Here is a 22,975-nt window from a genome sequence, read left to right as displayed (position 1 = left end):
ATCCCGATCACAAATATTTACCTTGATTATTACTCTCAGGCTAATGATTCCGCCCTACGCTTAATTGATGCCTTTCTCGCCAGAGCGCAGACTTTACTCAACGTTAAGCAAATCAGAATGATGTGCTGAATCAGGAGGTTAATAATGTTATCTGGGCAAACACCCGCGCGGCAATGGAACACACGACGCAGCGAGAAAGCGCGTCGACTGGCGTCCGTACCGGTGCAGGGGAAAGTACTGCCAACCGGCGATATTGTCGGCATGCTGGAAAAACTGATCGCACCGGGCGACAAAGTCGTACTGGAGGGCAACAACCAGAAGCAGGCGGATTTTCTGTCCCGCTCGCTTGCCGAAGTGAACCCGCAAATCGTCCACGACCTGCATATGATCATGCCGAGCGTTGGCCGCAGCGAGCATCTGGATATCTTTGAAAAAGGCATCGCCCGCAAGCTGGATTTCTCCTTCTCCGGGACACAAAGCCTGCGGATCTCCCAGTTGCTGGAAGATGGTCAGCTCGAAATCGGCGCGATCCATACCTACATCGAACTGTACTCACGCCTCTATGTCGACCTTTCGCCCAACGTGGCGCTGATTGCCGGTTTTAAAGCGGACCGCAAAGGCAACCTCTACACCGGGGCGAGTACCGAAGATACCCCGGCGCTGGTGGAAGCCGCTGCGTTCCACGACGGTATCGTCATCGCACAGGTGAACGAGCTGGTGGACGACGAGTGCGATCTGCCGCGCGTAGATATTCCAGGCTCCTGGATTGACTACGTGGTCGTTGCAGATAAGCCGTTCTTCATCGAACCGCTGTTCACCCGCGACCCGCGCCTGATTAAACAGGAACATATTCTGATGGCGATGATGGCCATCAAAGGCATCTACGCGGAGCATCAGGTGCAGTCCCTGAACCACGGTATCGGCTTTAACACTGCGGCGATTGAGCTGCTGCTACCTACCTACGGCGAACAGCTCGGTCTGAAGGGCAAAATCTGTAAGCACTGGACGCTGAATCCACATCCGACGCTGATTCCGGCCATTGAAAGCGGCTGGGTCGAAAGCGTGCACTGCTTCGGCGGCGAGCTGGGGATGGAAGAGTACATCCGCGCCCGTCCGGACGTGTTCTTTACCGGTGCCGACGGCTCCATGCGTTCCAACCGCGCCTTCTGCCAGCTGGCGGGCCAGTACGCGGTGGATATGTTCATCGGCTCTACGCTGCAGGTTGACGGTTACGCCAACTCCTCAACCGTGACTCGCGGTCGTCTTTCTGGCTTCGGTGGTGCGCCAAACATGGGCCATGACCCGCATGGTCGCCGCCACGCCACGCCGGCCTGGCTGAACATGATCACCGAGCCTGACCCAATGCAGCGCGGTAAAAAACTCGTCGTGCAGATGGTGGAAACCTTCCAGGCGGGCGTGAAGCCAACCTTCGTGGAAAAACTCGATGCCGTAGACGTGGCGAAAGCCTCCGGCATGCCGCTGGCACCGGTGATGATTTACGGCGATGACGTGACGCACGTGCTGACGGAAGAGGGGATTGCCTACCTCTACCGGGCGAAAGATCTGGAAGAGCGTCGTGCCATGGTCGCCGCCGTCGCGGGGATCACCGATATCGGCCTGGGTGTGGACGCCAGGCGCGTGGCGGAACTGCGCCAGAGCGGCAAGGTGGTGTATCCGGAAGATATGGGGATTCGCCGCACCGACGCCACCCGCTCTCTGCTGGCTGCGGGCAGCGTGTCTGACCTCGTGGAGTGGTCCGGCGGTCTGTATAACCCACCTGCGAAATTCCGGAGCTGGTAATGACACTTCTGCCCCAGATTCAGGCTGAAGGCGGTGCCGAATGGCTGGCGCGAACCGCCACGCAGTGTCTGATTGACGAAGCACGTCTAAGCCCGAAACCCGGTCTGGTGGACAGTCGGGGGAACGGCGCGCACCACGATTTATCCCTTGCGCTGATGGAGCGCTCCGCGCGCAGCCTGACCCCCACGTTTCAGGCGCTGGCGCAGCAAAGCTGGCTGCGTCCGGCAGATATTGCGCTTCGACAAACCGTTGGCCGTCTTGGCCGCGAAGGCGAGAAGCAGATGATGGCGGCCACCGACGGGGTGAATACCCATCGTGGCGCGATCTGGGCGCTGGGATTGCTGGTAAGCGCGGTGGCGATGTTGGGCGGGGATGCAACTGCGCAGGCCGTCGCGAACACTGCCGCGCAGCTGGCGAAACTCCCGGACGAGGCGGCACCGAAAGTGTTCAGCAAAGGCCTGCGAGCCACGCACCGCTACCGCGTGCCGGGCGCGCGTGAAGAGGCGCAGCAGGCATTCCCGCACGTTATGCGGCGCGCATTGCCGCAGCTTCGCCTCAGCCGTCTCAACGGTAGCAGCGAAACGTACGCCAGGCTCGACGCGCTGATGGCCATCATGACCTCGCTCACCGATACCTGCGTGCTGTCCCGCGCCGGAATGGAGGGGCTGGACGCCATGCAGAGCGGTGCCCGCGCTGTACTGAACGCCGGAGGCTGTGCAACGTCCGAAGGCCAGCAGGCGCTGGCGAACCTGGACCGTCAGATGCTGGCGCTTAACGCTTCACCGGGCGGCGCTGCCGACCTGCTTGCCGCCGCGCTGTTTCTCGATCGTGTCGAAACGCCTTATTCAAAGCATTAAGAGGATGTTATGGAAAAAATTATATTGACCGTGCCCGCCAGCCGCGCGTTAAGCGGCAGGGCGCTGGCAGGTGTCGTCGGCTCCGGGGATATGGAGGTGCTCTTCACCGCCGAACCGGGCCAGACCTTAATCGTTGACATCACCACCTCCGTCGACAACAGCCGTGGCCGCTGGGAGGCGCTGTTCAACCGCCTGCACACCGTCAGCAGCCTGCCTGCAGGCAAACTGACCATCCACGATTTTGGCGCGACGCCGGGCGTGGCGCGCATTCGCATCGAACAGGTTTTTGAGGGGGTGAGCCATGCGTGATGATAGCAGCTTTATCGAACTAAAAGCGCGCCAGCGCGCGCAAGCCCTGCTGGATGACGGCAGCTACCGCGAACTGCTGGATCCGTTTGAAAGCATTATCTCCCCGTGGCTTGGGCCACAGGGCATTGTCCCGCAGGCCGATGACGGCATGGTGGTGGCGAAAGGCACCATCAACGGTCAGCCTGCGGTCGTGGTCGCGATTGAAGGCGCGTTCCAGGGCGGCAGCATGGGCGAAGTGTCCGGCGCCAAAATGGCGGCGGCACTGGAGCTGGCGGCGGAAGATAACCGCAACGGCATTCCGACTCAGGCAGTGCTGTGCCTCGAAACCGGCGGCGTGCGTCTGCAGGAGGCTAACCTCGGCCTGGCGGCGATTGCCGATATCCACGCGGCGATTGTAGACCTGCGTCGCTACACGCCCGTTATCGGGATCGTGGCCGGGACCGTGGGCTGCTTCGGCGGCATGTCCATCGCGGCGGCGCTGTGCAGCTACCTGATTGTGACCCGCGAAGCGCGTCTCGGCCTGAACGGTCCGCAGGTTATCGAGCAGGAAGCGGGCATTGAAGAGTACGACTCCCGCGACCGTCCGTTTATCTGGAGCATGACCGGCGGCGAAGTGCGCTATCAAAGCAGGCTGGTGGATGCCCTGGTGGGCGACGGCGTAAACGCGGTGAAAGCCGCGATGAACGAGGCGATTGCCAAAGGCGTCCCGGCGAAACACCGCACCGATAACTACGACGATTACCTGAACCGTCTGACCAATTTCGACACCCGCAAACAGGCCGATGCCGAACAGATTAACGCGCTTTTTGCCCGGGAGGTGAAATGATGAGTAATTCAAAAAGCCGTGGCGAGCTCTGGCTGGAAACCCTCGCCCCGAACGCCAAACGTATCGAAGGGCTCTGCCCGTCCGTACAGGCGGCAGACGGCGAGCTGAACGGTGAGGCGGTGCGCTTTGTGGCCGTGGTGCCGGATGCCAACAACCACTTCCCGCGGGCGGCGAAAGGCGAAGTGGGTCTGCTGGAAGGCTGGACGCTGGCAAAAGTGGTCAGCGAAACCGTAGCGGCGGATGCCGATAAGGCCGTGAAGCGCCCGATTGTGGCGGTGATCGACGTCCCAAGCCAGGCCTATGGCCGTCGCGAAGAGGCGTTTGGTATTCATCAGGCGCTGGCGGGAGCCGCTGCTGCGTATGCTAACGCGCGCCTGGCCGGTCACCCGGTGATTGGGCTTATCGTCGGCAAGGCGATGTCCGGCGCGTTCCTGGCGCACGGCTACCAGGCCAACCGTCTGATCGCCTTTAACGACAAAGGCGTGCTGATCCACGCGATGGGTAAAGAGTCCGCCGCGCGCATCACGCTACGTACCGTCGAGGCGCTGGAAAAACTGGCGGCAACCATTCCGCCCATGGCGTACGACATCAGCAACTATGCCACGCTGGGACTGCTCTCCAGCCTGCTGGACATCAGCAACCCGGATGCCCCATCCGATAACGATCTGGCTCAGGTGAAAACCACCCTGCAACAGGCCATCAGTGACGCTCGTCAGGACGCGACGCTTAAAAATCGTCTCGGTGCTGACAACCGCCGCAGCTCGGCGCTCGTACGCGAACGTATGCGAGCCAGCTGGTAAGTAAAAAAAAGACCTGCCAGAGATGCAAACCCCGTGGGCGCGCCTGCTGCGCCCGCGCGGGAGCCTGCATCCTGAAAATAATAATCATCGCGCCAGTGCTTAAACTTTTTTACTACAGGTGATTTATGACTTACGTAATTGTTCATGCTCTTGCACCGATTTTCGTCATCATGCTGCTGGGATTCTGGGCCGGTAAGGCAAAGATGGTCGATAACAAAAACGTTTCCCTGCTCAATATCTTCGTGATGGATTTTGCCCTGCCTGCCGCGCTGTTCAGCGCCACCGTGCAAACCCCGTGGACCGGCATCGTGGCGCAGTCACCGCTGATTCTGGTGCTGACGCTGGCGATGTGGATTACCTATGCGGCCATCTACTTCCTCGCTACCAACGTTTTTAAGAAATCCCCGCAGGACGCAGCCGTGCTGACCCTGACGGTAGCCTTACCGAACTACGCGGCGCTTGGCCTGCCTATTCTGGGCAGCGTGCTGGGTGAAGGATCGTCCACGTCGCTTTCCGTTGCGGTCTCTATTGCCTGCGGCTCAGTGCTGATGACCCCGTTCTGCCTGCTGATCCTGGAGCGTGAGAAAGCACGCGCCGAGGGGAATAATTCCGGCTCAACGCTCTCCATGCTGCCGGTGCTGATGTGGCGCTCCATTAAGAAACCGATCGTGATGGGCCCGCTGCTGGGCGTGATTCTTTCCGCCATCGGGATCAAAATGCCGGAACTGGTGCTTGCGGCGATTAAACCGCTGGGGCTGTCCGCCACCGCTGCCGCGCTGTTCCTGACCGGGGTGATCCTCTCTGCCCGCAAGCTGCAGATCAACACCATGGTGATAACCTCCACCATCGCCAAGCTGCTGATACAGCCAGCGATTGCCTGGGGTATTGTGCTTATCTTCGGTCTGCACGGCTCCGTGGCGATCACCGCTATCCTGATGATTGCGCTCTCCGCGGGCTTCTTCGGCGTAGTGTTCGGTAACCGTTTTGGCGTGCAGTCGCCGGATGCTGAGGCCGTGCTGCTGTTAAGCTCTGTACTGTGTATCCTGTCGCTGCCGCTATTTATCTCGCTGACTTCAGGAATGTAATCATGACCACAACATTACGCCCGCACGACCTCATCTGGCTTACCGCGCGCGACGCGCTGGAAGGCATCACCGAATCCTGGGTGGAGGCGGCCTGGCATACTGGCCTGCCGGTAGTGGTGCGGCGTGATGTTGATAGTGAAGGCCGCATTCCCGTTGGCGTGCGCGGTCTGCGTCGCGACCAGCGTGCGGCCGGATGGGTGAAGCCGGAAAACGTGCTGCGCGTGATATCGCCTGAAGATCTGTGCGTTACCGCCGATCTGCTGCATTCGCCGTTTGTCACCCAGCCGCCGGTTCAGGTGGCGCTGCAGCTTGCTCAGCAGGCATGGCCGTGGACGTGGGGTATTACCGGCAGCACCGGCTACGCGCTGGCGACCGGCATTCCGGTTATACATGCCGACAGCGATCTTGATCTGCTGATCCGCGCGCCGCAGCCGATTTCCCCCGATGCTTTTACCGCATGGCAGTCGCAGCTGAGCCGCGCATTGTGCCGGGCGGATACGCAGGTCGATACGCCCGAAGGAGGCTTCGCGCTGGCGGAGTGGTTGCGCGACGGAAAAACGCTGCTGAAAACTCGCCGCGGACCGCGCCTGGTGGCGGATCCGTGGCGCAGGGAGGAGTGATGAAAATATTGTTTACCTTTCCGGGACAGGGCACGCAGCATGAAGGGATGCTGCAAAAACTGCCGGGAGCGGAGCTGGAACAGGCGCGAGAGGTGCTTGGCGCCGAAGTGGATACGCTGGACGGCGCAGACGCGTTAACCCATACCCGCGCGGTTCAGCTTTCGCTGCTGATTGCCGGTGTGGCCTGGGGGCGCGAGCTGGAGCGCCGTGGCGTGACGCCGGATATCGTCAGCGGGCTGTCCATCGGCGCTTATCCGGCGGCGGTTATCGCAGGCGCGCTGGACTTTTCGGACGCGCTGAAGCTGGTGGCGCTGCGCGGTGATCTGATGGAGCAGGCTTACCCGCACGGCTACGGCCTGACGGCAATCATGGGCTTAACCCTGCCGCAGGTGGAAACGCTGATTGAGGGCACCGGAACCTACATTGCCAACCTGAACGCTGAAACGCAGATCGTGATCGCCGGAAGCGATGACGGGATGGCGCAGGTGGCGGCACGCGCGCTGGCAAAAGGGGCGAGTAAGGCCAGACGGCTGGCGGTAAGCGTGCCGTCCCACTGTGAACTGCTGTCGGAACCGGCACAAAAGCTGGCGGCGGCGTTTGAGTCCGTCACGCTGGCTCGTCCACGCTGCGCCTACCTGAGCGGCAGTACCGGCCGCGTGCTCTGGCAGCCGGAAAAAATCGCTGACGATCTGGCGATGAACATGGCGCGAACCGTGCGCTGGCAGGAGGCGGTGATTTCCGCTAACGAACGTGAAGCCCGACTGGCGATTGAAATGCCGCCCGGCGGCGTACTGACCTGCCTGACGCGGCAGGCTGCGTGGGAAGGAGAGACCATTTCGCTGGAGCGCAGCGGGGTGGACGTGGCGGTGCATCTGGCGAAGCGACTTCGTGCGTGAGTTTTTAGCCCGGTAAGGCGCAGCCGCCACCGGGCAATATATCAGACACTTTCCTGCAAGCTGCGCGCATACATCCGCCCCTCGGCGGCCAATGCCCGCAGGCTCGGATCATGCTCACGGTTGCGGGCAAAGACAATCGCGATCAGCTGCTGCATCTGGTACGGCTCCGCCAGCTTGAGGAGCTGCACGGAATTCTCGTACACCTTCTTCATCCTGCCCGGCATCAGCGTAAAACCAACGCCAGCCTGCACCAGGCTCAGCATCGAGAAAATGTCATTCACCCGGGTAACAATCTCCGGTTCGAACCCGGCGATATGAAACGCTTCCTGAAACCCTGCATACGTGGCGAACCCTTCTGCAAGAGCGACAAATTTCTGGTCTTTGTAATCACGCAGATCCGCGGGGCCGCGGGTATTCAGCGTGGCGGAAGCCGGTGCAGCAAGGAAGATGTCGTCATGGAATAGCGGCAGCACTTCGAGGCTGTTACGGTCGATGTCGCTTTCGGAAATGGAGATAAGAATCGCGTCCAGCGAGCCTTCGTCCAGCATGTGCAGCAGGGTGTCGTTGGAGCCCATCGTCAGATCCATTTCGAGATCGGGACGGCGCAGCTTCATACCCATAATAAGACGCGGCACGGTTTCCAGCGTCAGCGAGTAGAGCGTGCCCACGCGCAGCCGCCCCTGACCAACACCGGCAATTTTGCGGGACTCTTCCAGCCCGCGCTCCATCACCTGCATCACCTCCTGACAATACTCCAGCAGCGTCCAGGCGGAGGGGAGCGCAATCAGGTTACGCCCCTTATGGGTAAATAGGGGGCAGCGCACATTCTCTTCCAGGGTGTGCAGCGCGCGGTGTACGCTGACGCCGCTCAGGCCCAGCGTTTCGGCGGTCCGCGCGATGTTCCCCTTCTCCATGAAGGTCATGAAGATGCTGAGCTTACGGAATGTAATGTCGCACGTGGTATCGAAACGCATAACCCTCCCGATGGTTTAATCTGCCTGCAGCATCGCTTCCAGCTGTTCCTGCGCGTCCAGCCACGCCATCTCGCACGCTTCGAGGCTCGATTTAGTCTTCGCCTGCGTTTGCAGGCAGTCCGTCAGTTCAGCTTTTCGGCTCTGGTCATACAGACCGCTGTCGCCGAGCTTCTCTTCAACGGTGGCAAGCGTGGCGTTGAGCTTTTCCATCTCTTTTTCGAGACGGGCAATCTCTTTACGCAGCGGCTGGGTCTGGGTGCGCAGCTCCGCTTCGCGGCGCTTCTGGTCTTTACGCGACTGCGCGCTGTTGGCGTTGTCTTTGGCTGACTCTTCCGGCTGGTTTTCCTGCTTCTGCACGTCCGTCAGCCACTGCTGGTAGTCTTCCAGATCGCCGTCGAACGGTTCGACTTTGCCGCCGTGTACCAGATAAAGATCGTCCGTGGTGGAGCGGATCAGGTGACGGTCGTGCGAAACCACAACCAGCGCGCCTTCGAACTCGATCAGCGCTTCGGTCAGGGCCTGGCGCATGTCGAGATCCAGGTGGTTGGTCGGTTCATCGAGCAGCAGCAGGTTGGGCCGCTGCCAGACGATCAGCGCCAGCACCAGACGGGCTTTTTCGCCGCCGGAGAAACGCTCGGTGTTTTCGGTCACCTTATCGCCCTGGAAACCGAAGCCGCCGAGGTAATCGCGCAGCTTCTGCTCCATCTCCTGCGGCGCCAGACGCGCGAGGTGCTGAATCGGGGATTCATCCGCGCGTAAAAATTCCAGCTGATGCTGGGCGAAGTAGCCCAGCTTGATGCCCTTCGCCAGCCCGATTTCACCGCTGACCGGGTTAAGCTCGCCGGCCAGCAGTTTGATGAGCGTTGATTTACCTGCGCCATTACGCCCCAGCAGGCCAATGCGCGAACCCGGCACCAGGTTGAGCTTGATGGAGTCGAGGATGGTGCGCTCCCCATAGCCCGCGCTGACCTTTTCCATCTTCAGCAGCGGATTAGGCAGGCTTTCCGGCGCGCGGAAGCTGAAGTGGAACGGGTTATCCACGTGTGCCGGGGCAATCATCTCCATGCGTTCCAGCATCTTGATGCGGCTCTGGGCCTGCTTGGCTTTTGAGGCTTTGGCCTTGAAGCGATCCACAAAGCTCTGCAGATGCGCCACGCGCTGCTGCTGGCTTTCATACATTGACTGCTGCTGGGCAAGGCGCGTCGCGCGCTGGCGCTCAAAGGAGCTGTAGTTGCCGGTGTACTCGAACATCGTTTGCTGTTCGATATGAATGATTTTATCCACCACCGGGTCAAGGAAGTCGCGGTCATGGGAGATGAGAATCAGAGTGCCCTGATAGCTCTTGAGCCACTTCTCCAGCCAAATAACCGCATCGAGATCGAGGTGGTTAGTGGGTTCATCGAGCAGCAGCAGGTCAGAGCGGCAGATCAGCGCCTGCGCCAGGTTGAGGCGCATGCGCCAGCCGCCGGAGAAATCGCTGACCGGACGTTCAAGCTGTTCGTTGCTGAAGCCCAGTCCGTGCAGCAGGCTGGAGGCGCGGGAGCGAATTGTCCATGCGTCAATGGCGTCCAGCTTGCCGTGAACGGTAGCGATGGCGTGACCGTCGTTGCGCTCGTTCGCGGCGTTGAGTTCCGCTTCGAGCTTACGGTATTCACGGTCGCCGTCGATAACATAGTCGAGCGCCGGTTCGCTCAGGGCGGGCGTCTCCTGGTTCACCCAGGCGAGCTGCCAGTTTCCCGGATAAGTAAAGCTCCCGCCATCTGCGCTAATCTCGTTTTTCAGCAGTGCCAGCAGGGTGGATTTACCGCAGCCGTTTTTGCCGACCAGACCCACTTTCTGGCCCGGGTTGATGGTAGCAGTGGCGTTATCCAGCAGGACGCGCACGCCGCGACGAATTTGTAACGAGGAGAAAACAATCATAGAAGCGCCGTATGTTCCGACTATGTTAATTTGTCATTATGATAATGTAAGGTGTGGGCCGTTTTCCGCACCGGGCCGCCATGGTAGCCCAAAACAACGACGATACACAAAAACAGAAACAAGACCGGGAGGGGAATGATGTCTCAGACAGCAAAAGTGCTGCTGCTGTATGCCCATCCGGAATCTCAGGACTCGGTGGCAAACCGGGTGCTGCTTAAGCCGGCCACACAGCTCAGTAACGTAACGGTGCACGATCTCTACGCGCACTATCCTGATTTCTTTATTGATATTCCTTACGAGCAGGAACTGCTGCGTCAGCATGACGTGATTGTGTTCCAGCATCCGCTTTATACCTATAGCTGCCCGGCGCTGCTGAAAGAGTGGCTGGATCGCGTGCTGAGCCGGGGTTTCTCCAGCGGGGTGGGGGGCAACCAACTGGCGGGAAAGTACTGGCGCAGTGTGATCACCACCGGTGAACCCGAAAGCGCTTACCGTCACGACGGGCTGAACCGCTATCCGATGAGCGATATCCTGCGGCCTTTCGAGCTGACTGCGGCCATGTGCCGCATGCACTGGATGAGTCCGATTATTGTCTACTGGGCACGGCGTCAGGATCCGAAAGAACTGGCAAGCCACGCCAGAGCCTACGGCGAATGGCTGGCATCACCGATTCCGGCAGGAGGTCGTTAATGGAAGGATCGAATTTGCTCCTCGCCGGGGTGCTGTTTTTATTTGCGGCCGTTGTCGCGGTGCCGCTTGCCGCTCGTATCGGCATCGGGGCGGTGCTGGGGTATTTACTCGCGGGGATCGCCATTGGCCCCTGGGGGCTGGGTTTCATCAGCGACGTGGATGAAATTCTCCATTTCTCGGAGCTCGGCGTGGTGTTCCTGATGTTCATCATCGGCCTCGAACTGAACCCCTCGAAGCTGTGGCAGCTTCGACGCTCTATCTTTGGCGTGGGCGCCGCGCAGGTGCTTTTCAGCGCTGCGATTCTGGCTGGCTTGCTCATGTTGACCCATTTTTCCTGGCAGGCGGCGGTCATTGGCGGGATAGGCCTTGCCATGTCGTCGACGGCGATGGCGCTGCAGCTGATGCGCGACAAGGGTATGAACCGCAATGAAGCCGGACAGCTGGGCTTTTCGGTCCTGCTGTTTCAGGATTTAGCGGTGATCCCGGCGCTGGCGCTGGTGCCGCTGCTGGCGGGCTCGGGTGACGATCACTTCGACTGGGCAAAAATTTCCATGAAGGTGCTGGCCTTCGCGGGCATGTTGATTGGCGGACGTTTCCTGTTACGTCCGGTGTTCCGCTTTATTGCTGCCTCGGGCGTGCGCGAGGTATTTACCGCGGCGACGCTGCTGCTGGTGCTCGGCTCGGCGCTGTTTATGGACGCGCTGGGGCTGTCGATGGCGCTGGGCACCTTTATCGCCGGGGTTCTGCTGGCGGAGAGCGAATATCGTCACGAACTGGAAATTGCCATCGATCCCTTTAAAGGACTGCTGTTAGGCCTGTTCTTTATTTCTGTGGGAATGGCGCTAAATCTTGGCGTGCTCTATACCCATCTGCTGTGGGTCATTGTTAGCGTCGCCATTCTGGTGGCGGTGAAGACGCTGGTACTGTACGTCATGGCGCGTATCTACGGGCTGCGCAGTTCAGAACGCATGCAGTTTGCCAGCGTGTTGAGTCAGGGAGGCGAGTTCGCGTTCGTGCTGTTTTCTACCGCCTCCTCACAGAAGCTGTTTAAAGACGATCAGATGGCGCTGCTGCTGGTAACGGTGACGCTGTCGATGATGACCACGCCGCTGCTGATGAAGATGGTGGATAAACTCCTGTCGCGGCGCCTGAATCCGGCAGACGATGAAGATGAAGCGCCGTGGGTGGAGGACGATAAGCCGCAGGTTATTGTCGTGGGCTTTGGCCGCTTCGGGCAGGTGATTGGCCGCCTGTTGATGGCGAACAAAATGCGCATTACGGTGCTGGAGCGCGATATCAGCGCGGTTAACCTGATGCGTAAATATGGCTACAAAGTCTATTACGGCGATGCGACCCAACTTGAGCTTCTGCGCTCGGCCGGGGCGGAAGCCGCAGAGTCTATCGTCATCACCTGCAACGATCCGGAAGATACGATGAAGCTGGTGGAGCTGTGTCAGCAGCACTTCCCGCACCTGCATATTCTGGCGCGTGCCCGGGGACGTGTTGAAGCTCACGAATTGTTGCAGGCGGGTGTGAAACACTTCTCACGCGAGACGTTCTCCAGTGCGCTGGAGCTGGGGCGCAAGGCGTTAATTTCCCTGGGGATGCATCCTCACCAGGCGCAGCGCGCCCAGATGCATTTCCGCCGGCTGGATATGAGAATGCTGCGTGAGCTGATGCCGGTACATACCGATACGGCGCAGATCTCACGCGTGCGGGAAGCGCGTCGCGAGCTGGAGGAGATCTTCCAGAGAGAGATGCAGCAGGAACGACGCCAGCTCGACGGCTGGGATGAATTTGAATAAAGGGTAACGAAAGATGGCTGTACGTAAACGCTTTATCGCGGGTGCAAAGTGCCCGTCCTGCCAGGCGCAAGATACCCTGGCGATGTGGCGGGAAAATAATATTGATGTTGTTGAGTGTGTTAAGTGCGGTCACCAGATGCGTGAGGCCGACAAAGAAGCACGCGATCACGTTCGCAAAGAAGAGCAAGTGATCGGCATTTTTCATCCAGACTAGCGATATGCTCTGAGTTTTTTTAAGCTTAAGGGTACACGGGTGCAGATTTCCGCTACAATCTGCGCCAGCAATTTTCCCACGCTCAGGAGATATCATGAAAGTAGCAAAAGACCTGGTGGTCAGCCTGGCCTATCAGGTACGTACAGAAGACGGTGTGTTGGTTGATGAGTCTCCGGTGAGTGCGCCGCTGGACTACCTGCATGGTCACGGTTCCCTGATTTCCGGCCTGGAAACTGCGCTGGAAGGTCATGAAGTTGGCGACAAATTTGACGTTGCTGTAGGCGCGAACGACGCTTACGGTCAGTATGACGACAACCTGGTTCAGCGCGTTCCTAAAGACGTGTTCATGGGCGTTGACGAGCTGCAGGTTGGCATGCGCTTCCTGGCTGAAACTGACCAGGGTCCGGTTCCTGTTGAAATCACTGAAGTTGAAGACGACCACGTTGTGGTTGACGGCAACCACATGCTGGCTGGCCAGAACCTGAAGTTCAACGTAGAAGTTGTTGCGATCCGTGAAGCGACCGAAGAAGAGCTGGCTCATGGCCACGTTCACGGTGCGCACGGTCACGACCACGATCACGATCACGGCCACGACGGCTGCTGCGGTGGTCACGGCCACGACCATGGTCATGACCATGGTAAAGGTGGTTGCGGTAACGGCGGCTGCGGTTGCCACTAATTCCGTCATGCGGAAAATAAAAAAGCGGGATAATCCCGCTTTTTTTACGCCTCAATAATGAGGTGGTGGCGTCTCTTCTGACTGCGAGGCAATGTTTGACGGCTGCGTCGCCTTCAGCTTTTCCGTCAGCAGGCGCATATGATCCCGCAGTTTCGCCATTTCAAGTTCGTGCGCGGTCACGGTCTGGTTAAGCTCTTCGATGGTGATGTCCTGAAAAGCCAGGCGGCTTTCCAGCTCAGCCATTCTCGCTTCTATCGTTGTATCCTTCATCATTCACCTCGTTTATATCTGATATGCCATATTGGCCCAGCGGCGGCGCAGTTTAACTGAGTTTATCCTTAAGTACAGTCTCTATACCGTTGGCAAGAAACTTATTTAAACAAAAATAGTCTGAAAAGTGGCGAGAATTGGAAGTGTCTGTCTGTAGATTTCTTCCGCAACGTTTTATAGTACGTCACTCATTTACGTTTAACGCTGGGGTGAGAGTCCCCAGGCCCTGGAGATATGGATGAAATCACTGTTTAAAGTAACGCTGCTGGCGACGACGATGGCTGTTGCACTGAACGCGCCGCTGTCATTCGCTGCTGATACTGCTGCGAAGCCTGCTGCCACTGCAGACAGCAAAGCGGCGTTCAAAAATGACGACCAGAAATCCGCCTACGCACTGGGCGCATCTTTGGGCCGTTACATGGAAAACTCTCTGAAAGAACAAGAGAAACTGGGCATCAAACTGGATAAAACCCAGCTGATCGCGGGTGTTCAGGACGCCTTTGCTGATAAGAGCAAGCTCTCTGACCAGGAAATCGAACAGACCCTGCAGGCGTTCGAAGCGCGCGTGAAGGGTGCCGCTCAGACCAAGATGGAAGCGGACGCTAAAGACAACGAAGCGAAAGGCAAAGCCTACCGCGATACCTTTGCTAAAGAGAAGGGCGTGAAAACCTCTTCTACTGGCCTGGTGTATAAAGTTGAGAAAGAAGGTACCGGTGATGCGCCTAAAGACAGCGACACCGTTGTAGTGAACTACAAAGGTACGCTGATCGACGGTAAAGAGTTCGACAACTCTTACACCCGTGGTGAGCCTCTTTCCTTCCGTCTTGACGGTGTGATCCCTGGCTGGACTGAAGGCCTGAAAAACATCAAAAAAGGCGGCAAAATCAAGCTGGTTATCCCACCGGATCTGGCCTATGGCAAAACTGGCGTTCCGGGTATCCCGGCTAACTCCACTCTGGTCTTCGACGTAGAGCTGCTGGACATCAAACCAGCGCCGAAAGCGGATGCGAAACCGGAAGCGCAGGCAGATCAGAAAGCTGCGACAGACGCGAAGAAGTAATGTGATGCAAACCGCCGCCTTTTAAGGCGGCGGTTTTTTATTGTGGGGCAGATATAATTAACACTGGAAAGCGTTAGGCACGCTGTATTAATTTAGTTGTCCGTGTAGATAATGAGCCTGCCCTGAAAACCTAACGACAGGCTCCTGAAAAGGAGTGTTTTTTTCATGTCCAGGTCGCTTTTAACCAACGAAACCAGTGAACTTGATTTGCTGGATCAACGTCCTTTTGACCAGACCGACTTCGATATTCTGAAATCCTATGAAGCGGTAGTGGACGGGTTAGCGATGCTCATTGGTTCCCACTGCGAAATCGTATTGCACTCCCTGCAAGATCTGAAGTGTTCCGCCATCCGCATTGCTAATGGTGAGCATACCGGCCGTAAAATTGGTTCGCCAATTACCGACCTTGCATTGCGTATGTTACATGACATGACCGGCGCGGACAGCAGCGTCTCAAAATGTTATTTCACCCGCGCCAAAAGCGGCGTGCTGATGAAATCAGAAACCATCGCGATTCGAAATCGCGAGCATCGTGTGATTGGGCTGCTGTGCATCAACATGAACCTTGATGTGCCTTTCTCCCAGATCATGAGCACCTTTATTCCGCCAGAAACGCCAGACGTCGGCTCTTCTGTTAACTTTGCCTCCTCCGTTGAAGATCTTGTGACGCAGACGCTTGAGTTCACCATTGAAGAGGTCAATGCCGACCGCAACGTATCGAACAACGCCAAGAATCGCCAGATCGTTCTCAATCTCTACGAGAAAGGGATTTTTGATATTAAAGATGCCATCAACCAGGTGGCCGATCGTCTGAACATCTCAAAGCATACGGTTTACCTCTACATCCGTCAGTTCAAAAGCGGCGATTTCGTGGGGCAAGATAAGTAATGCGTTTTGCGTTAATGGTAACGGGCCCCGCGTATGGGACTCAGCAGGCCAGCAGCGCGCTGCAGTTTGCGCATGCGCTGCTGGCGGCCGGACACCAACTGGCGAGCGTCTTCTTCTATCGGGAAGGGGTGTATAACGCGAATCAATTTACGTCACCGGCGAGTGACGAGTTTGACCTGGTCCGCGCCTGGCAGGCGTTAAATGAAAAGCAGGGCGTAGAGCTGCATATCTGCGTAGCGGCGGCGCTGCGTCGCGGCGTGACGGATACAGCCGAAGCCGAACGCCTGGGGTTATCGGGCGCTAACCTGCAGCCTGGTTTTTCGTTGAGTGGTCTGGGCGCATTGGCCCAGGCGGCGTTAACCTGCGACAGAGTGGTGCAATTCTGATGAAGCGTGTGGCATTTGTTTTTACTTCTGCGCCGCACGGCAGCGCCTCTGGCCGCGAAGGACTGGATGCGCTGCTTGCGACATCGGCATTGACAGAAGATATCGGTGTCTTCTTTATGGGGGACGGCGTGCTTCAGCTTCTGGCGGGCCAACAGCCGCAGGCCATTCTGGCACGCGACTACATTTCCACCTTCAAAGTGCTGCCGCTTTACGATATTGAAACCTGCTATGTCTGTGCCGACTCTTTAACGGTACGCGGTTTAAGCGATAAGACGCCTTTTGTGCTGGATGTGACGACCTTACCTGCCGCAGCACTGCGTGAACAGCTTTCCCACTACGACACCATTCTGACTTTCTGAGGCTTCCATGCTCCATATTCTCAGCCGTTCACCATGGCAATGTGATATCGACACGTTGTTGAGCATGCTGCGCGAAGGTGACGATCTGCTGCTGATTCAGGATGGCGTGCTCGCTGCGCTTGAAGGCGGCCGTTTCGTTGAAATTCTCACGAATGCCCCCATAACTGTCTCTGCGCTGAAGGACGATCTGGATGCGCGGGGTCTTTCTGGTCAAATTTCAGCCAATATTGACGTGGTTGGCTATACTGATTTCGTCAATCTTACTGTGACGCACGCCAGTCAAATGAACTGGTGATTTGAGATCGCTGTATATTTCTTGACACCTTTTCGACGTAGCCCTAAAATTTCGCGTCCTCATATTGTATGAGGTCGTTTTATTACGTGTTTACGAAGCAAAAGCTAAAACCAGGAGCTATTTAATGGCAACAGTTAACCAGCTGGTACGCAAACCACGTGCACGCAAAGTTGCAAAAAGCAACGTGCCTGCGCTGGAAGCCTGCCCGCAGAAACGTGGCGTATGTACTCGTGTATATACCACCACTCCTAAAAAACCAAACTCCGCACTGCGTAAAGTATGCCGTGTGCGTTTGACTAACGGTTTCGAAGTGACTTCCTACATCGGTGGTGAAGGTCACAACCTGCAGGAGCACTCCGTGATCCTGATCCGTGGCGGTCGTGTTAAAGACCTTCCGGGTGTTCGTTACCACACCGTTCGTGGTGCGCTGGACTGCTCAGGTGTTAAAGACCGTAAGCAGGCTCGCTCCAAGTACGGCGTGAAGCGTCCTAAGGCTTAATGGTTCTCCGTTAAGTAAGGCCAAACTGATTTATCTTAATGTCAAACTAAACTCGTAGAGTTTTGGACAATCCTGAATTAACAACGGAGTATTCCCATGCCACGTCGTCGCGTCATTGGTCAGCGTAAAATTCTTCCAGATCCGAAGTTCGGATCAGAACTGCTGGCAAAATTTGTAAATATCCTGATGGTAGATGGTAAAAAATCTACTGCAGAAGCAATCGTATACAGCGCGCTGGAGACCCTGGCTCAGCGTTCTGGTAAAAATGAACTGGAAGCTTTCGAAGTCGCTCTCGACAACGTTCGCCCAACTGTAGAAGTTAAGTCCCGCCGCGTTGGTGGTTCTACTTATCAGGTTCCAGTTGAAGTTCGTCCGGTTCGTCGTAATGCCCTGGCAATGCGTTGGATCGTTGAAGCTGCTCGTAAACGCGGTGATAAATCCATGGCTCTGCGTCTGGCGAACGAACTTTCTGATGCTGCAGAAAACAAAGGTACTGCAGTTAAGAAACGTGAAGACGTTCACCGTATGGCAGAAGCCAACAAGGCGTTCGCACACTACCGTTGGTAATCCCTTCGGAGTATTAGTCACCAGGCGGGCGCTTCAGAGAAGCCGCCCGCTCTGGGTAACTTAACTGAACGCCTAAAGAAACAAACGAGGAATCAAATGGCTCGTACAACACCCATCGCACGCTACCGTAACATCGGTATCAGTGCGCACATCGACGCCGGTAAGACCACTACTACCGAACGTATTCTGTTCTACACCGGTGTAAACCATAAAATCGGTGAAGTTCATGACGGCGCAGCCACCATGGACTGGATGGAACAGGAGCAGGAGCGTGGTATTACCATCACCTCCGCAGCGACTACTGCATTCTGGTCAGGTATGGCTAAGCAGTACGAACCGCATCGCGTAAACATCATCGACACCCCGGGCCACGTTGACTTCACCATCGAAGTAGAACGTTCCATGCGTGTTCTTGACGGCGCGGTAATGGTTTATTGCGCAGTTGGTGGTGTTCAGCCACAGTCTGAAACCGTATGGCGTCAGGCGAACAAATATAAAGTTCCACGCATCGCGTTCGTTAACAAAATGGACCGTATGGGTGCTAACTTCCTGAAAGTTGTTGGCCAGATCAAAACCCGTCTGGGCGCGAACCCTGTTCCGCTGCAGCTGGCAATTGGTGCTGAAGAAGGCTTCACCGGCGTTATCGACCTGGTGAAAATGAAAGCCATCAACTGGAACGATGCAGACCAGGGCGTTACCTTCGAATACGAAGATATCCCGGCTGAGATGCAGGACCTGGCTGACGAATGGCACCAGAACCTGATCGAATCCGCTGCTGAAGCTTCTGAAGAGCTGATGGAGAAATACCTGGGTGGTGAAGAACTGTCTGAAGAAGAGATCAAAAAAGCTCTGCGTCAGCGCGTTCTGAACAACGAAATCATCCTGGTAACCTGTGGTTCTGCGTTCAAGAACAAAGGTGTTCAGGCGATGCTGGATGCGGTAGTTGACTACCTGCCATCCCCGGTTGACGTTCCTGCGATCAACGGCATCCTGGACGACGGTAAAGATACTCCGGCTGAGCGTCACGCAAGTGATGACGAGCCGTTCTCTGCACTGGCGTTCAAAATTGCTACCGACCCATTCGTGGGTAACCTCACCTTCTTCCGCGTTTACTCTGGTGTGGTTAACTCCGGTGACACCATCCTGAACTCCGTGAAAGCGGCGCGTGAACGTTTTGGCCGTATCGTACAGATGCACGCTAACAAACGTGAAGAGATCAAAGAAGTTCGTGCGGGCGACATCGCTGCAGCTATCGGTCTGAAAGACGTGACCACTGGTGACACCCTGTGTGACCCGGATCACCCGATCATTCTGGAGCGTATGGAATTCCCTGAGCCGGTAATCTCCATCGCAGTTGAACCAAAAACCAAAGCTGACCAGGAAAAAATGGGTCTGGCTCTGGGCCGTCTGGCGAAAGAAGACCCATCATTCCGCGTATGGACTGATGAAGAATCTAACCAGACCATCATCGCTGGTATGGGTGAACTGCACCTGGACATCATCGTTGACCGTATGAAGCGTGAATTCAACGTTGAAGCGAACGTGGGTAAACCTCAGGTTGCTTACCGCGAAGCGATTCGCGCGAAAGTTACCGATATTGAAGGTAAACACGCTAAGCAGTCTGGTGGTCGCGGTCAGTACGGTCACGTTGTGATCGACATGTACCCACTGGAGCCTGGCTCTAACCCGAAAGGTTACGAGTTCATCAACGACATCAAAGGTGGTGTAATTCCTGGCGAATACATCCCAGCCGTTGATAAAGGCATCCAGGAACAGCTGAAAGCGGGCCCTCTGGCTGGCTATCCGGTTGTTGACATGGGTATCCGTCTGCACTTCGGTTCTTACCACGACGTTGACTCCTCTGAACTGGCGTTTAAACTGGCTGCGTCTATTGCCTTTAAAGAAGGCTTTAAGAAAGCAAAACCAGTTCTGCTTGAGCCAATCATGAAGGTTGAAGTAGAAACTCCTGAAGAGAACACCGGTGACGTTATCGGTGACTTGAGCCGTCGTCGCGGTATGCTGCGTGGTCAGGAATCCGAAGTAACTGGCGTTAAGATCCACGCTGAAGTTCCGCTGTCCGAAATGTTCGGATATGCAACTCAGCTGCGTTCTCTGACCAAAGGTCGTGCATCATACACCATGGAATTCCTGAAGTATGATGATGCGCCTAACAACGTTGCTCAGGCCGTTATTGAAGCCCGTGGTAAGTAATCCACAGGATTAAAACCTAAGTCCCGTGCTCTCTCCAGAGGGGAGAGCACTATAGTAAGGAATATAGCCGTGTCTAAAGAAAAATTTGAACGTACAAAACCGCACGTCAACGTTGGTACTATCGGCCACGTTGACCATGGTAAAACTACCCTGACCGCTGCAATCACTACCGTTCTGGCTAAAACCTACGGTGGTTCTGCTCGTGCATTCGACCAGATCGATAACGCGCCAGAAGAAAAAGCTCGTGGTATCACCATCAACACTTCTCACGTTGAATACGACACCCCGACTCGCCACTACGCACACGTAGACTGCCCAGGCCACGCCGACTATGTTAAAAACATGATCACCGGTGCTGCGCAGATGGACGGCGCGATCCTGGTTGTTGCTGCGACTGACGGCCCAATGCCTCAGACCCGTGAGCACATCCTGCTGGGTCGTCAGGTAGGCGTTCCTTTCATCATCGTGTTCCTGAACAAATGCGACATGGTTGATGACGAAGAGCTGCTGGAACTGGTAGAGATGGAAGTTCGTGAACTGCTGTCTCAGTACGATTTCCCAGGCGACGACACCCCAATCGTTCGTGGTTCCGCGCTGAAAGCGCTGGAAGGCGAAGCAGAGTGGGAAGCGAAAATCATCGAACTGGCTGGCTTCCTGGATTCTTACATCCCAGAACCAGAGCGTGCGATTGACAAGCCATTCCTGCTGCCAATCGAAGACGTATTCTCCATCTCCGGTCGTGGTACCGTTGTTACCGGTCGTGTAGAGCGCGGTATCATCAAAGTTGGTGAAGAAGTTGAAATCGTTGGTATCAAAGAGACTGCGAAGTCTACCTGTACTGGCGTTGAAATGTTCCGCAAACTGCTGGACGAAGGCCGTGCTGGTGAGAACGTTGGTGTTCTGCTGCGTGGTATCAAGCGTGAAGAAATCGAACGTGGTCAGGTTCTGGCGAAGCCAGGCTCAATCAAGCCACACACCAAGTTCGAATCTGAAGTGTACATCCTGTCCAAAGACGAAGGCGGCCGTCATACTCCGTTCTTCAAAGGCTACCGTCCACAGTTCTACTTCCGTACAACTGACGTGACCGGTACCATCGAACTGCCAGAAGGCGTAGAGATGGTAATGCCAGGCGACAACATCAAGATGGTTGTGACTCTGATCCACCCAATCGCGATGGACGACGGTCTGCGTTTCGCAATCCGTGAAGGCGGCCGTACCGTTGGCGCGGGCGTGGTTGCTAAAGTTCTGGGCTAATTAATTATCCCTGAATAAAAAAAGGACGCTTCGGCGTCCTTTTTTGTTTTCTACCGAAAAGTCACTGTCATAAAAATTCGCATTTTTTGTCCGCTCCCGCCCCGTATTCCGGCGCTTGTGCTATTGTAATCATAACCATTCTCACTTACACTTTGCGCATATTTTGAACGGGAGTCTCTATGTACGTTTGTTTATGTAATGGTGTAAGCGACAAAAAAATACGTCAAGCCGTTCGCCAGTTTCAGCCACAGTCATTCCAGCAGCTTCGCAAGTTTGTTCCGGTGGGAAATCAATGCGGTAAATGCGTTCGCGCAGCGCGTGAGATTATGCAGGACGAACTGATGCAGATCCCGGAATACAAAGAGATCGCGTAAGCGCCCATCTTTTTTTTGACATCCCCGTAGCCCGATCTACGCTTCAATGAGTGGAAGCGGAGGGACTATATAATGAAAGGTGATGTTAAAATCATAAGTTATCTCAATAAATTATTGGGAAATGAGCTTGTCGCAATCAACCAGTATTTTCTCCATGCAAGAATGTTCAAAAACTGGGGTCTTACACGTCTGAATGACGTTGAGTACCATGAATCTATAGATGAGATGAAACACGCTGATAAATATATCGAGCGTATTTTATTTCTTGAAGGTATTCCTAACTTACAGGATCTCGGCAAGCTGGGCATCGGTGAAGATGTCGAGGAGATGTTGCGTTCTGACCTCAGGCTGGAACTTGAAGGTGCGAAAGACCTTCGTGAAGCCATTGCCTATGCGGATAGCGTTCATGACTATGTGAGCCGCGATATGATGATCGAAATTCTGGCAGACGAGGAAGGTCACATAGACTGGCTGGAGACCGAACTCGATCTTATCGATAAACTCGGTATCCAGAATTATTTACTGGCGCAAATCCGCGAAGAGGAATAACACCGTCTTAAGGTGCTCAGGTTATAAACCAGTAAAAATAGCCGAAGCCGCTCGCCGCCAACGCTGGTCCGAAAGGAATCACTGGCGAAACGTGCGGCTTTTTCACCATTAGCACCAGACCCCAGATGACGCCGATTAGCGACGCCGCCAGCAGGATGACCGGCAAGCTCTGCCAGCCTGTCCAGGCACCTGCTGCCGCAAGCAACTTGAAATCTCCGAACCCCAGCCCCTCTTTATGGCGCAGAAGCCAGACCAGCCAGTAAAGTGCCCATAGAAAAAGATAGCCAGCCGCAGCACCCGTGACCGCATCCTCGCAGGTCACCACGCCACTGTGGAGATTAAACAGCAGGCCAAGCCACAGGAGCGGTAGGGTGAGCGTGTCAGGGAGCAAATAGTAACGGTAATCGATCACGCTCAGGGCCAGCGCAAACCAGAAATAGAGAAAAATCGCCAACGCTAAGACAGGTGAGGTGGGGTGCTGATAAACGCTGTAGATCGATGCCAGCAGGCACAGCGCCTCAAACATCAGATATCGAAAAGGAATTATGCCGCGGCAGTATCGGCAGCGCCCTCTCAGTAGTAGCCAGCTTAGCAATGGGAGGGTGTCCCCCCGTTTCACCACATTATTGCAATGGCTGCAGTGTGAGCCCGGCGACCACAGCGTAAGCCGCGTTTTACCCACATGATCCCTGAGGTCGCGTTGCACGATCATTGGCAACCGGTCAACGACGCGCCCCATCAGGCTACCTGCAGTCAGCCCGATTGCCAGAAACAGTATCAATTGCATC

General features: G+C 56.1%; 27 protein-coding genes. 23 read left to right on the top strand and 4 right to left on the bottom strand.

Features of this window, described 5'->3' with window-relative positions:
- Positions 1 to 144 precede the first annotated feature (144 nt).
- The 8 genes from mdcA (at position 145) to mdcH (ending at position 7,193) form a co-directional block, all read left to right on the top strand.
- The gene (mdcA, locus tag V1603_RS01125) at positions 145 to 1,800 is read left to right on the top strand and encodes a malonate decarboxylase subunit alpha (RefSeq protein ID WP_116342657.1); all 1,656 of its coding nucleotides are present in this window, start codon (positions 145 to 147) and stop codon (positions 1,798 to 1,800) included.
- Positions 1,800 to 2,657: a triphosphoribosyl-dephospho-CoA synthase gene (locus V1603_RS01120; RefSeq protein WP_116342655.1), complete on the top strand. Its 858-nt coding sequence runs from the start codon at positions 1,800 to 1,802 to the stop codon at positions 2,655 to 2,657. The genes mdcA and V1603_RS01120 overlap by 1 nt, the downstream gene beginning before the upstream one ends.
- Before the next feature lie 9 nt (positions 2,658 to 2,666).
- Positions 2,667 to 2,966, top strand: coding sequence for a malonate decarboxylase acyl carrier protein (mdcC, locus tag V1603_RS01115; protein ID WP_395313396.1), 300 nt, complete (start codon positions 2,667 to 2,669; stop codon positions 2,964 to 2,966).
- On the top strand, positions 2,959 to 3,792 hold the full coding sequence (locus V1603_RS01110; RefSeq protein ID WP_395313395.1) for a biotin-independent malonate decarboxylase subunit beta: 834 nt from the start codon (positions 2,959 to 2,961) through the stop codon (positions 3,790 to 3,792). The genes mdcC and V1603_RS01110 overlap by 8 nt, the downstream gene beginning before the upstream one ends.
- On the top strand, positions 3,792 to 4,592 hold the full coding sequence (gene mdcE / locus V1603_RS01105) for a biotin-independent malonate decarboxylase subunit gamma (protein WP_163330667.1): 801 nt from the start codon (positions 3,792 to 3,794) through the stop codon (positions 4,590 to 4,592). The genes V1603_RS01110 and mdcE overlap by 1 nt, the downstream gene beginning before the upstream one ends.
- A gap of 125 nt (positions 4,593 to 4,717) precedes the next feature.
- Positions 4,718 to 5,677, top strand: a complete 960-nt coding sequence (locus V1603_RS01100) for an AEC family transporter (protein WP_116342649.1) — start codon at positions 4,718 to 4,720, stop codon at positions 5,675 to 5,677.
- Positions 5,678 to 5,679: 2 nt separating this feature from the next.
- Positions 5,680 to 6,297, top strand: a complete 618-nt coding sequence (locus tag V1603_RS01095; protein WP_316380260.1) for a malonate decarboxylase holo-ACP synthase — start codon at positions 5,680 to 5,682, stop codon at positions 6,295 to 6,297.
- Positions 6,297 to 7,193, top strand: a complete 897-nt coding sequence (mdcH, locus tag V1603_RS01090; RefSeq protein ID WP_116342645.1) for a malonate decarboxylase subunit epsilon — start codon at positions 6,297 to 6,299, stop codon at positions 7,191 to 7,193. Before V1603_RS01095 ends, mdcH begins: the two co-directional genes overlap by 1 nt.
- A gap of 41 nt (positions 7,194 to 7,234) precedes the next feature.
- Here mdcH and V1603_RS01085 read toward each other — a convergent pair whose 3' ends face one another.
- Together V1603_RS01085 and V1603_RS01080 are read right to left on the bottom strand one after the other, a co-directional pair.
- Positions 7,235 to 8,167, bottom strand: a complete 933-nt coding sequence (locus V1603_RS01085) for a LysR family transcriptional regulator (protein WP_163330664.1) — start codon at positions 8,165 to 8,167, stop codon at positions 7,235 to 7,237.
- 15 nt (positions 8,168 to 8,182) lie between these two features.
- Complete coding sequence (locus V1603_RS01080; RefSeq protein WP_116342641.1) at positions 8,183 to 10,087, bottom strand: ABC transporter ATP-binding protein; 1,905 nt, start codon at positions 10,085 to 10,087, stop codon at positions 8,183 to 8,185.
- Positions 10,088 to 10,222: 135 nt separating this feature from the next.
- On the opposite strand from V1603_RS01080, the gene kefG reads away from it, so the two are divergent.
- From kefG to slyD, 4 genes are all read left to right on the top strand, one after another.
- Positions 10,223 to 10,777 carry a glutathione-regulated potassium-efflux system ancillary protein KefG gene (gene kefG, locus V1603_RS01075; protein ID WP_021242220.1) on the top strand — a complete coding sequence of 185 codons (555 nt, stop codon included), beginning with the start codon at positions 10,223 to 10,225 and terminating at the stop codon, positions 10,775 to 10,777.
- A complete protein-coding gene (gene kefB, locus V1603_RS01070) occupies positions 10,777 to 12,582 on the top strand; it encodes a glutathione-regulated potassium-efflux system protein KefB (RefSeq protein ID WP_116342639.1) in 1,806 nt (601 codons plus the stop codon). Before kefG ends, kefB begins: the two co-directional genes overlap by 1 nt.
- Positions 12,583 to 12,595: 13 nt before the next feature.
- Positions 12,596 to 12,796: a YheV family putative zinc ribbon protein gene (locus V1603_RS01065; protein ID WP_013099038.1), complete on the top strand. Its 201-nt coding sequence runs from the start codon at positions 12,596 to 12,598 to the stop codon at positions 12,794 to 12,796.
- A 94-nt stretch (positions 12,797 to 12,890) separates the two neighbouring features.
- Positions 12,891 to 13,475 carry a peptidylprolyl isomerase gene (gene slyD / locus V1603_RS01060; RefSeq protein WP_023331458.1) on the top strand — a complete coding sequence of 195 codons (585 nt, stop codon included), beginning with the start codon at positions 12,891 to 12,893 and terminating at the stop codon, positions 13,473 to 13,475.
- Positions 13,476 to 13,526: 51 nt separating this feature from the next.
- Here slyD and V1603_RS01055 read toward each other — a convergent pair whose 3' ends face one another.
- Positions 13,527 to 13,745 carry a protein SlyX gene (locus V1603_RS01055; protein ID WP_008503009.1) on the bottom strand — a complete coding sequence of 73 codons (219 nt, stop codon included), beginning with the start codon at positions 13,743 to 13,745 and terminating at the stop codon, positions 13,527 to 13,529.
- Between the two features lie 238 nt (positions 13,746 to 13,983).
- On the opposite strand from V1603_RS01055, the gene fkpA reads away from it, so the two are divergent.
- The 11 genes from fkpA (at position 13,984) to bfr (ending at position 22,187) form a co-directional block, all read left to right on the top strand.
- Positions 13,984 to 14,805 (top strand): FKBP-type peptidyl-prolyl cis-trans isomerase, encoded by an 822-nt coding sequence (fkpA, locus tag V1603_RS01050; RefSeq protein ID WP_116342637.1) that lies wholly within the window; start codon positions 13,984 to 13,986, stop codon positions 14,803 to 14,805.
- A 165-nt stretch (positions 14,806 to 14,970) separates the two neighbouring features.
- On the top strand, positions 14,971 to 15,693 hold the full coding sequence (locus V1603_RS01045) for a transcriptional regulator (protein ID WP_014885489.1): 723 nt from the start codon (positions 14,971 to 14,973) through the stop codon (positions 15,691 to 15,693).
- The gene (tusD, locus tag V1603_RS01040; RefSeq protein WP_116342635.1) at positions 15,693 to 16,079 is read left to right on the top strand and encodes a sulfurtransferase complex subunit TusD; all 387 of its coding nucleotides are present in this window, start codon (positions 15,693 to 15,695) and stop codon (positions 16,077 to 16,079) included. Before V1603_RS01045 ends, tusD begins: the two co-directional genes overlap by 1 nt.
- Positions 16,079 to 16,438 carry a sulfurtransferase complex subunit TusC gene (tusC, locus tag V1603_RS01035; protein WP_116342633.1) on the top strand — a complete coding sequence of 120 codons (360 nt, stop codon included), beginning with the start codon at positions 16,079 to 16,081 and terminating at the stop codon, positions 16,436 to 16,438. Before tusD ends, tusC begins: the two co-directional genes overlap by 1 nt.
- 7 nt (positions 16,439 to 16,445) lie before the next feature.
- On the top strand, positions 16,446 to 16,733 hold the full coding sequence (tusB, locus tag V1603_RS01030) for a sulfurtransferase complex subunit TusB (protein WP_395313394.1): 288 nt from the start codon (positions 16,446 to 16,448) through the stop codon (positions 16,731 to 16,733).
- Positions 16,734 to 16,857: 124 nt separating this feature from the next.
- Positions 16,858 to 17,232, top strand: a complete 375-nt coding sequence (rpsL, locus tag V1603_RS01025) for a 30S ribosomal protein S12 (RefSeq protein ID WP_000246815.1) — start codon at positions 16,858 to 16,860, stop codon at positions 17,230 to 17,232.
- A 96-nt stretch (positions 17,233 to 17,328) separates the two neighbouring features.
- Entirely contained in the window at positions 17,329 to 17,799 is a 471-nt protein-coding gene (rpsG, locus tag V1603_RS01020; protein WP_003861706.1) for a 30S ribosomal protein S7, read from the top strand.
- Positions 17,800 to 17,895: 96 nt separating this feature from the next.
- Positions 17,896 to 20,010, top strand: a complete 2,115-nt coding sequence (fusA, locus tag V1603_RS01015; RefSeq protein WP_029882142.1) for an elongation factor G — start codon at positions 17,896 to 17,898, stop codon at positions 20,008 to 20,010.
- A gap of 69 nt (positions 20,011 to 20,079) precedes the next feature.
- The gene (tuf, locus tag V1603_RS01010) at positions 20,080 to 21,264 is read left to right on the top strand and encodes an elongation factor Tu (RefSeq protein WP_014068448.1); all 1,185 of its coding nucleotides are present in this window, start codon (positions 20,080 to 20,082) and stop codon (positions 21,262 to 21,264) included.
- 179 nt (positions 21,265 to 21,443) lie between these two features.
- Positions 21,444 to 21,638, top strand: coding sequence for a bacterioferritin-associated ferredoxin (bfd, locus tag V1603_RS01005; RefSeq protein WP_008503493.1), 195 nt, complete (start codon positions 21,444 to 21,446; stop codon positions 21,636 to 21,638).
- Positions 21,639 to 21,710: 72 nt separating this feature from the next.
- The gene (gene bfr / locus V1603_RS01000; RefSeq protein WP_233003706.1) at positions 21,711 to 22,187 is read left to right on the top strand and encodes a bacterioferritin; all 477 of its coding nucleotides are present in this window, start codon (positions 21,711 to 21,713) and stop codon (positions 22,185 to 22,187) included.
- Between the two features lie 16 nt (positions 22,188 to 22,203).
- Here bfr and V1603_RS00995 read toward each other — a convergent pair whose 3' ends face one another.
- Positions 22,204 to 22,974, bottom strand: coding sequence for an A24 family peptidase (locus tag V1603_RS00995; RefSeq protein WP_269837496.1), 771 nt, complete (start codon positions 22,972 to 22,974; stop codon positions 22,204 to 22,206).
- Between the last annotated feature and the right edge of the window lies 1 nt (position 22,975).

This window comes from Enterobacter sp. ECC-219, assembly GCF_043966805.1.
Lineage (GTDB): Bacteria > Pseudomonadota > Gammaproteobacteria > Enterobacterales > Enterobacteriaceae > Enterobacter > Enterobacter cloacae_N.
This window is presented reverse-complemented; position numbering and strand designations above follow the sequence as displayed.

Coding starts and splice junctions, on each gene's coding strand:
- mdcA (WP_116342657.1), top strand. CDS start 145: ATGTTATCTGGGCAAACACCCGCGCGGCAATGGAACACACGACGCAGC.
- V1603_RS01120 (WP_116342655.1), top strand. CDS start 1,800: ATGACACTTCTGCCCCAGATTCAGGCTGAAGGCGGTGCCGAATGGCTG.
- mdcC (WP_395313396.1), top strand. CDS start 2,667: ATGGAAAAAATTATATTGACCGTGCCCGCCAGCCGCGCGTTAAGCGGC.
- V1603_RS01110 (WP_395313395.1), top strand. CDS start 2,959: ATGCGTGATGATAGCAGCTTTATCGAACTAAAAGCGCGCCAGCGCGCG.
- mdcE (WP_163330667.1), top strand. CDS start 3,792: ATGAGTAATTCAAAAAGCCGTGGCGAGCTCTGGCTGGAAACCCTCGCC.
- V1603_RS01100 (WP_116342649.1), top strand. CDS start 4,718: ATGACTTACGTAATTGTTCATGCTCTTGCACCGATTTTCGTCATCATG.
- V1603_RS01095 (WP_316380260.1), top strand. CDS start 5,680: ATGACCACAACATTACGCCCGCACGACCTCATCTGGCTTACCGCGCGC.
- mdcH (WP_116342645.1), top strand. CDS start 6,297: ATGAAAATATTGTTTACCTTTCCGGGACAGGGCACGCAGCATGAAGGG.
- V1603_RS01085 (WP_163330664.1), bottom strand. CDS start 8,167: ATGCGTTTCGATACCACGTGCGACATTACATTCCGTAAGCTCAGCATC.
- V1603_RS01080 (WP_116342641.1), bottom strand. CDS start 10,087: ATGATTGTTTTCTCCTCGTTACAAATTCGTCGCGGCGTGCGCGTCCTG.
- kefG (WP_021242220.1), top strand. CDS start 10,223: ATGATGTCTCAGACAGCAAAAGTGCTGCTGCTGTATGCCCATCCGGAA.
- kefB (WP_116342639.1), top strand. CDS start 10,777: ATGGAAGGATCGAATTTGCTCCTCGCCGGGGTGCTGTTTTTATTTGCG.
- V1603_RS01065 (WP_013099038.1), top strand. CDS start 12,596: ATGGCTGTACGTAAACGCTTTATCGCGGGTGCAAAGTGCCCGTCCTGC.
- slyD (WP_023331458.1), top strand. CDS start 12,891: ATGAAAGTAGCAAAAGACCTGGTGGTCAGCCTGGCCTATCAGGTACGT.
- V1603_RS01055 (WP_008503009.1), bottom strand. CDS start 13,745: ATGAAGGATACAACGATAGAAGCGAGAATGGCTGAGCTGGAAAGCCGC.
- fkpA (WP_116342637.1), top strand. CDS start 13,984: ATGAAATCACTGTTTAAAGTAACGCTGCTGGCGACGACGATGGCTGTT.
- V1603_RS01045 (WP_014885489.1), top strand. CDS start 14,971: ATGTCCAGGTCGCTTTTAACCAACGAAACCAGTGAACTTGATTTGCTG.
- tusD (WP_116342635.1), top strand. CDS start 15,693: ATGCGTTTTGCGTTAATGGTAACGGGCCCCGCGTATGGGACTCAGCAG.
- tusC (WP_116342633.1), top strand. CDS start 16,079: ATGAAGCGTGTGGCATTTGTTTTTACTTCTGCGCCGCACGGCAGCGCC.
- tusB (WP_395313394.1), top strand. CDS start 16,446: ATGCTCCATATTCTCAGCCGTTCACCATGGCAATGTGATATCGACACG.
- rpsL (WP_000246815.1), top strand. CDS start 16,858: ATGGCAACAGTTAACCAGCTGGTACGCAAACCACGTGCACGCAAAGTT.
- rpsG (WP_003861706.1), top strand. CDS start 17,329: ATGCCACGTCGTCGCGTCATTGGTCAGCGTAAAATTCTTCCAGATCCG.
- fusA (WP_029882142.1), top strand. CDS start 17,896: ATGGCTCGTACAACACCCATCGCACGCTACCGTAACATCGGTATCAGT.
- bfd (WP_008503493.1), top strand. CDS start 21,444: ATGTACGTTTGTTTATGTAATGGTGTAAGCGACAAAAAAATACGTCAA.
- bfr (WP_233003706.1), top strand. CDS start 21,711: ATGAAAGGTGATGTTAAAATCATAAGTTATCTCAATAAATTATTGGGA.
- V1603_RS00995 (WP_269837496.1), bottom strand. CDS start 22,974: ATGCAATTGATACTGTTTCTGGCAATCGGGCTGACTGCAGGTAGCCTG.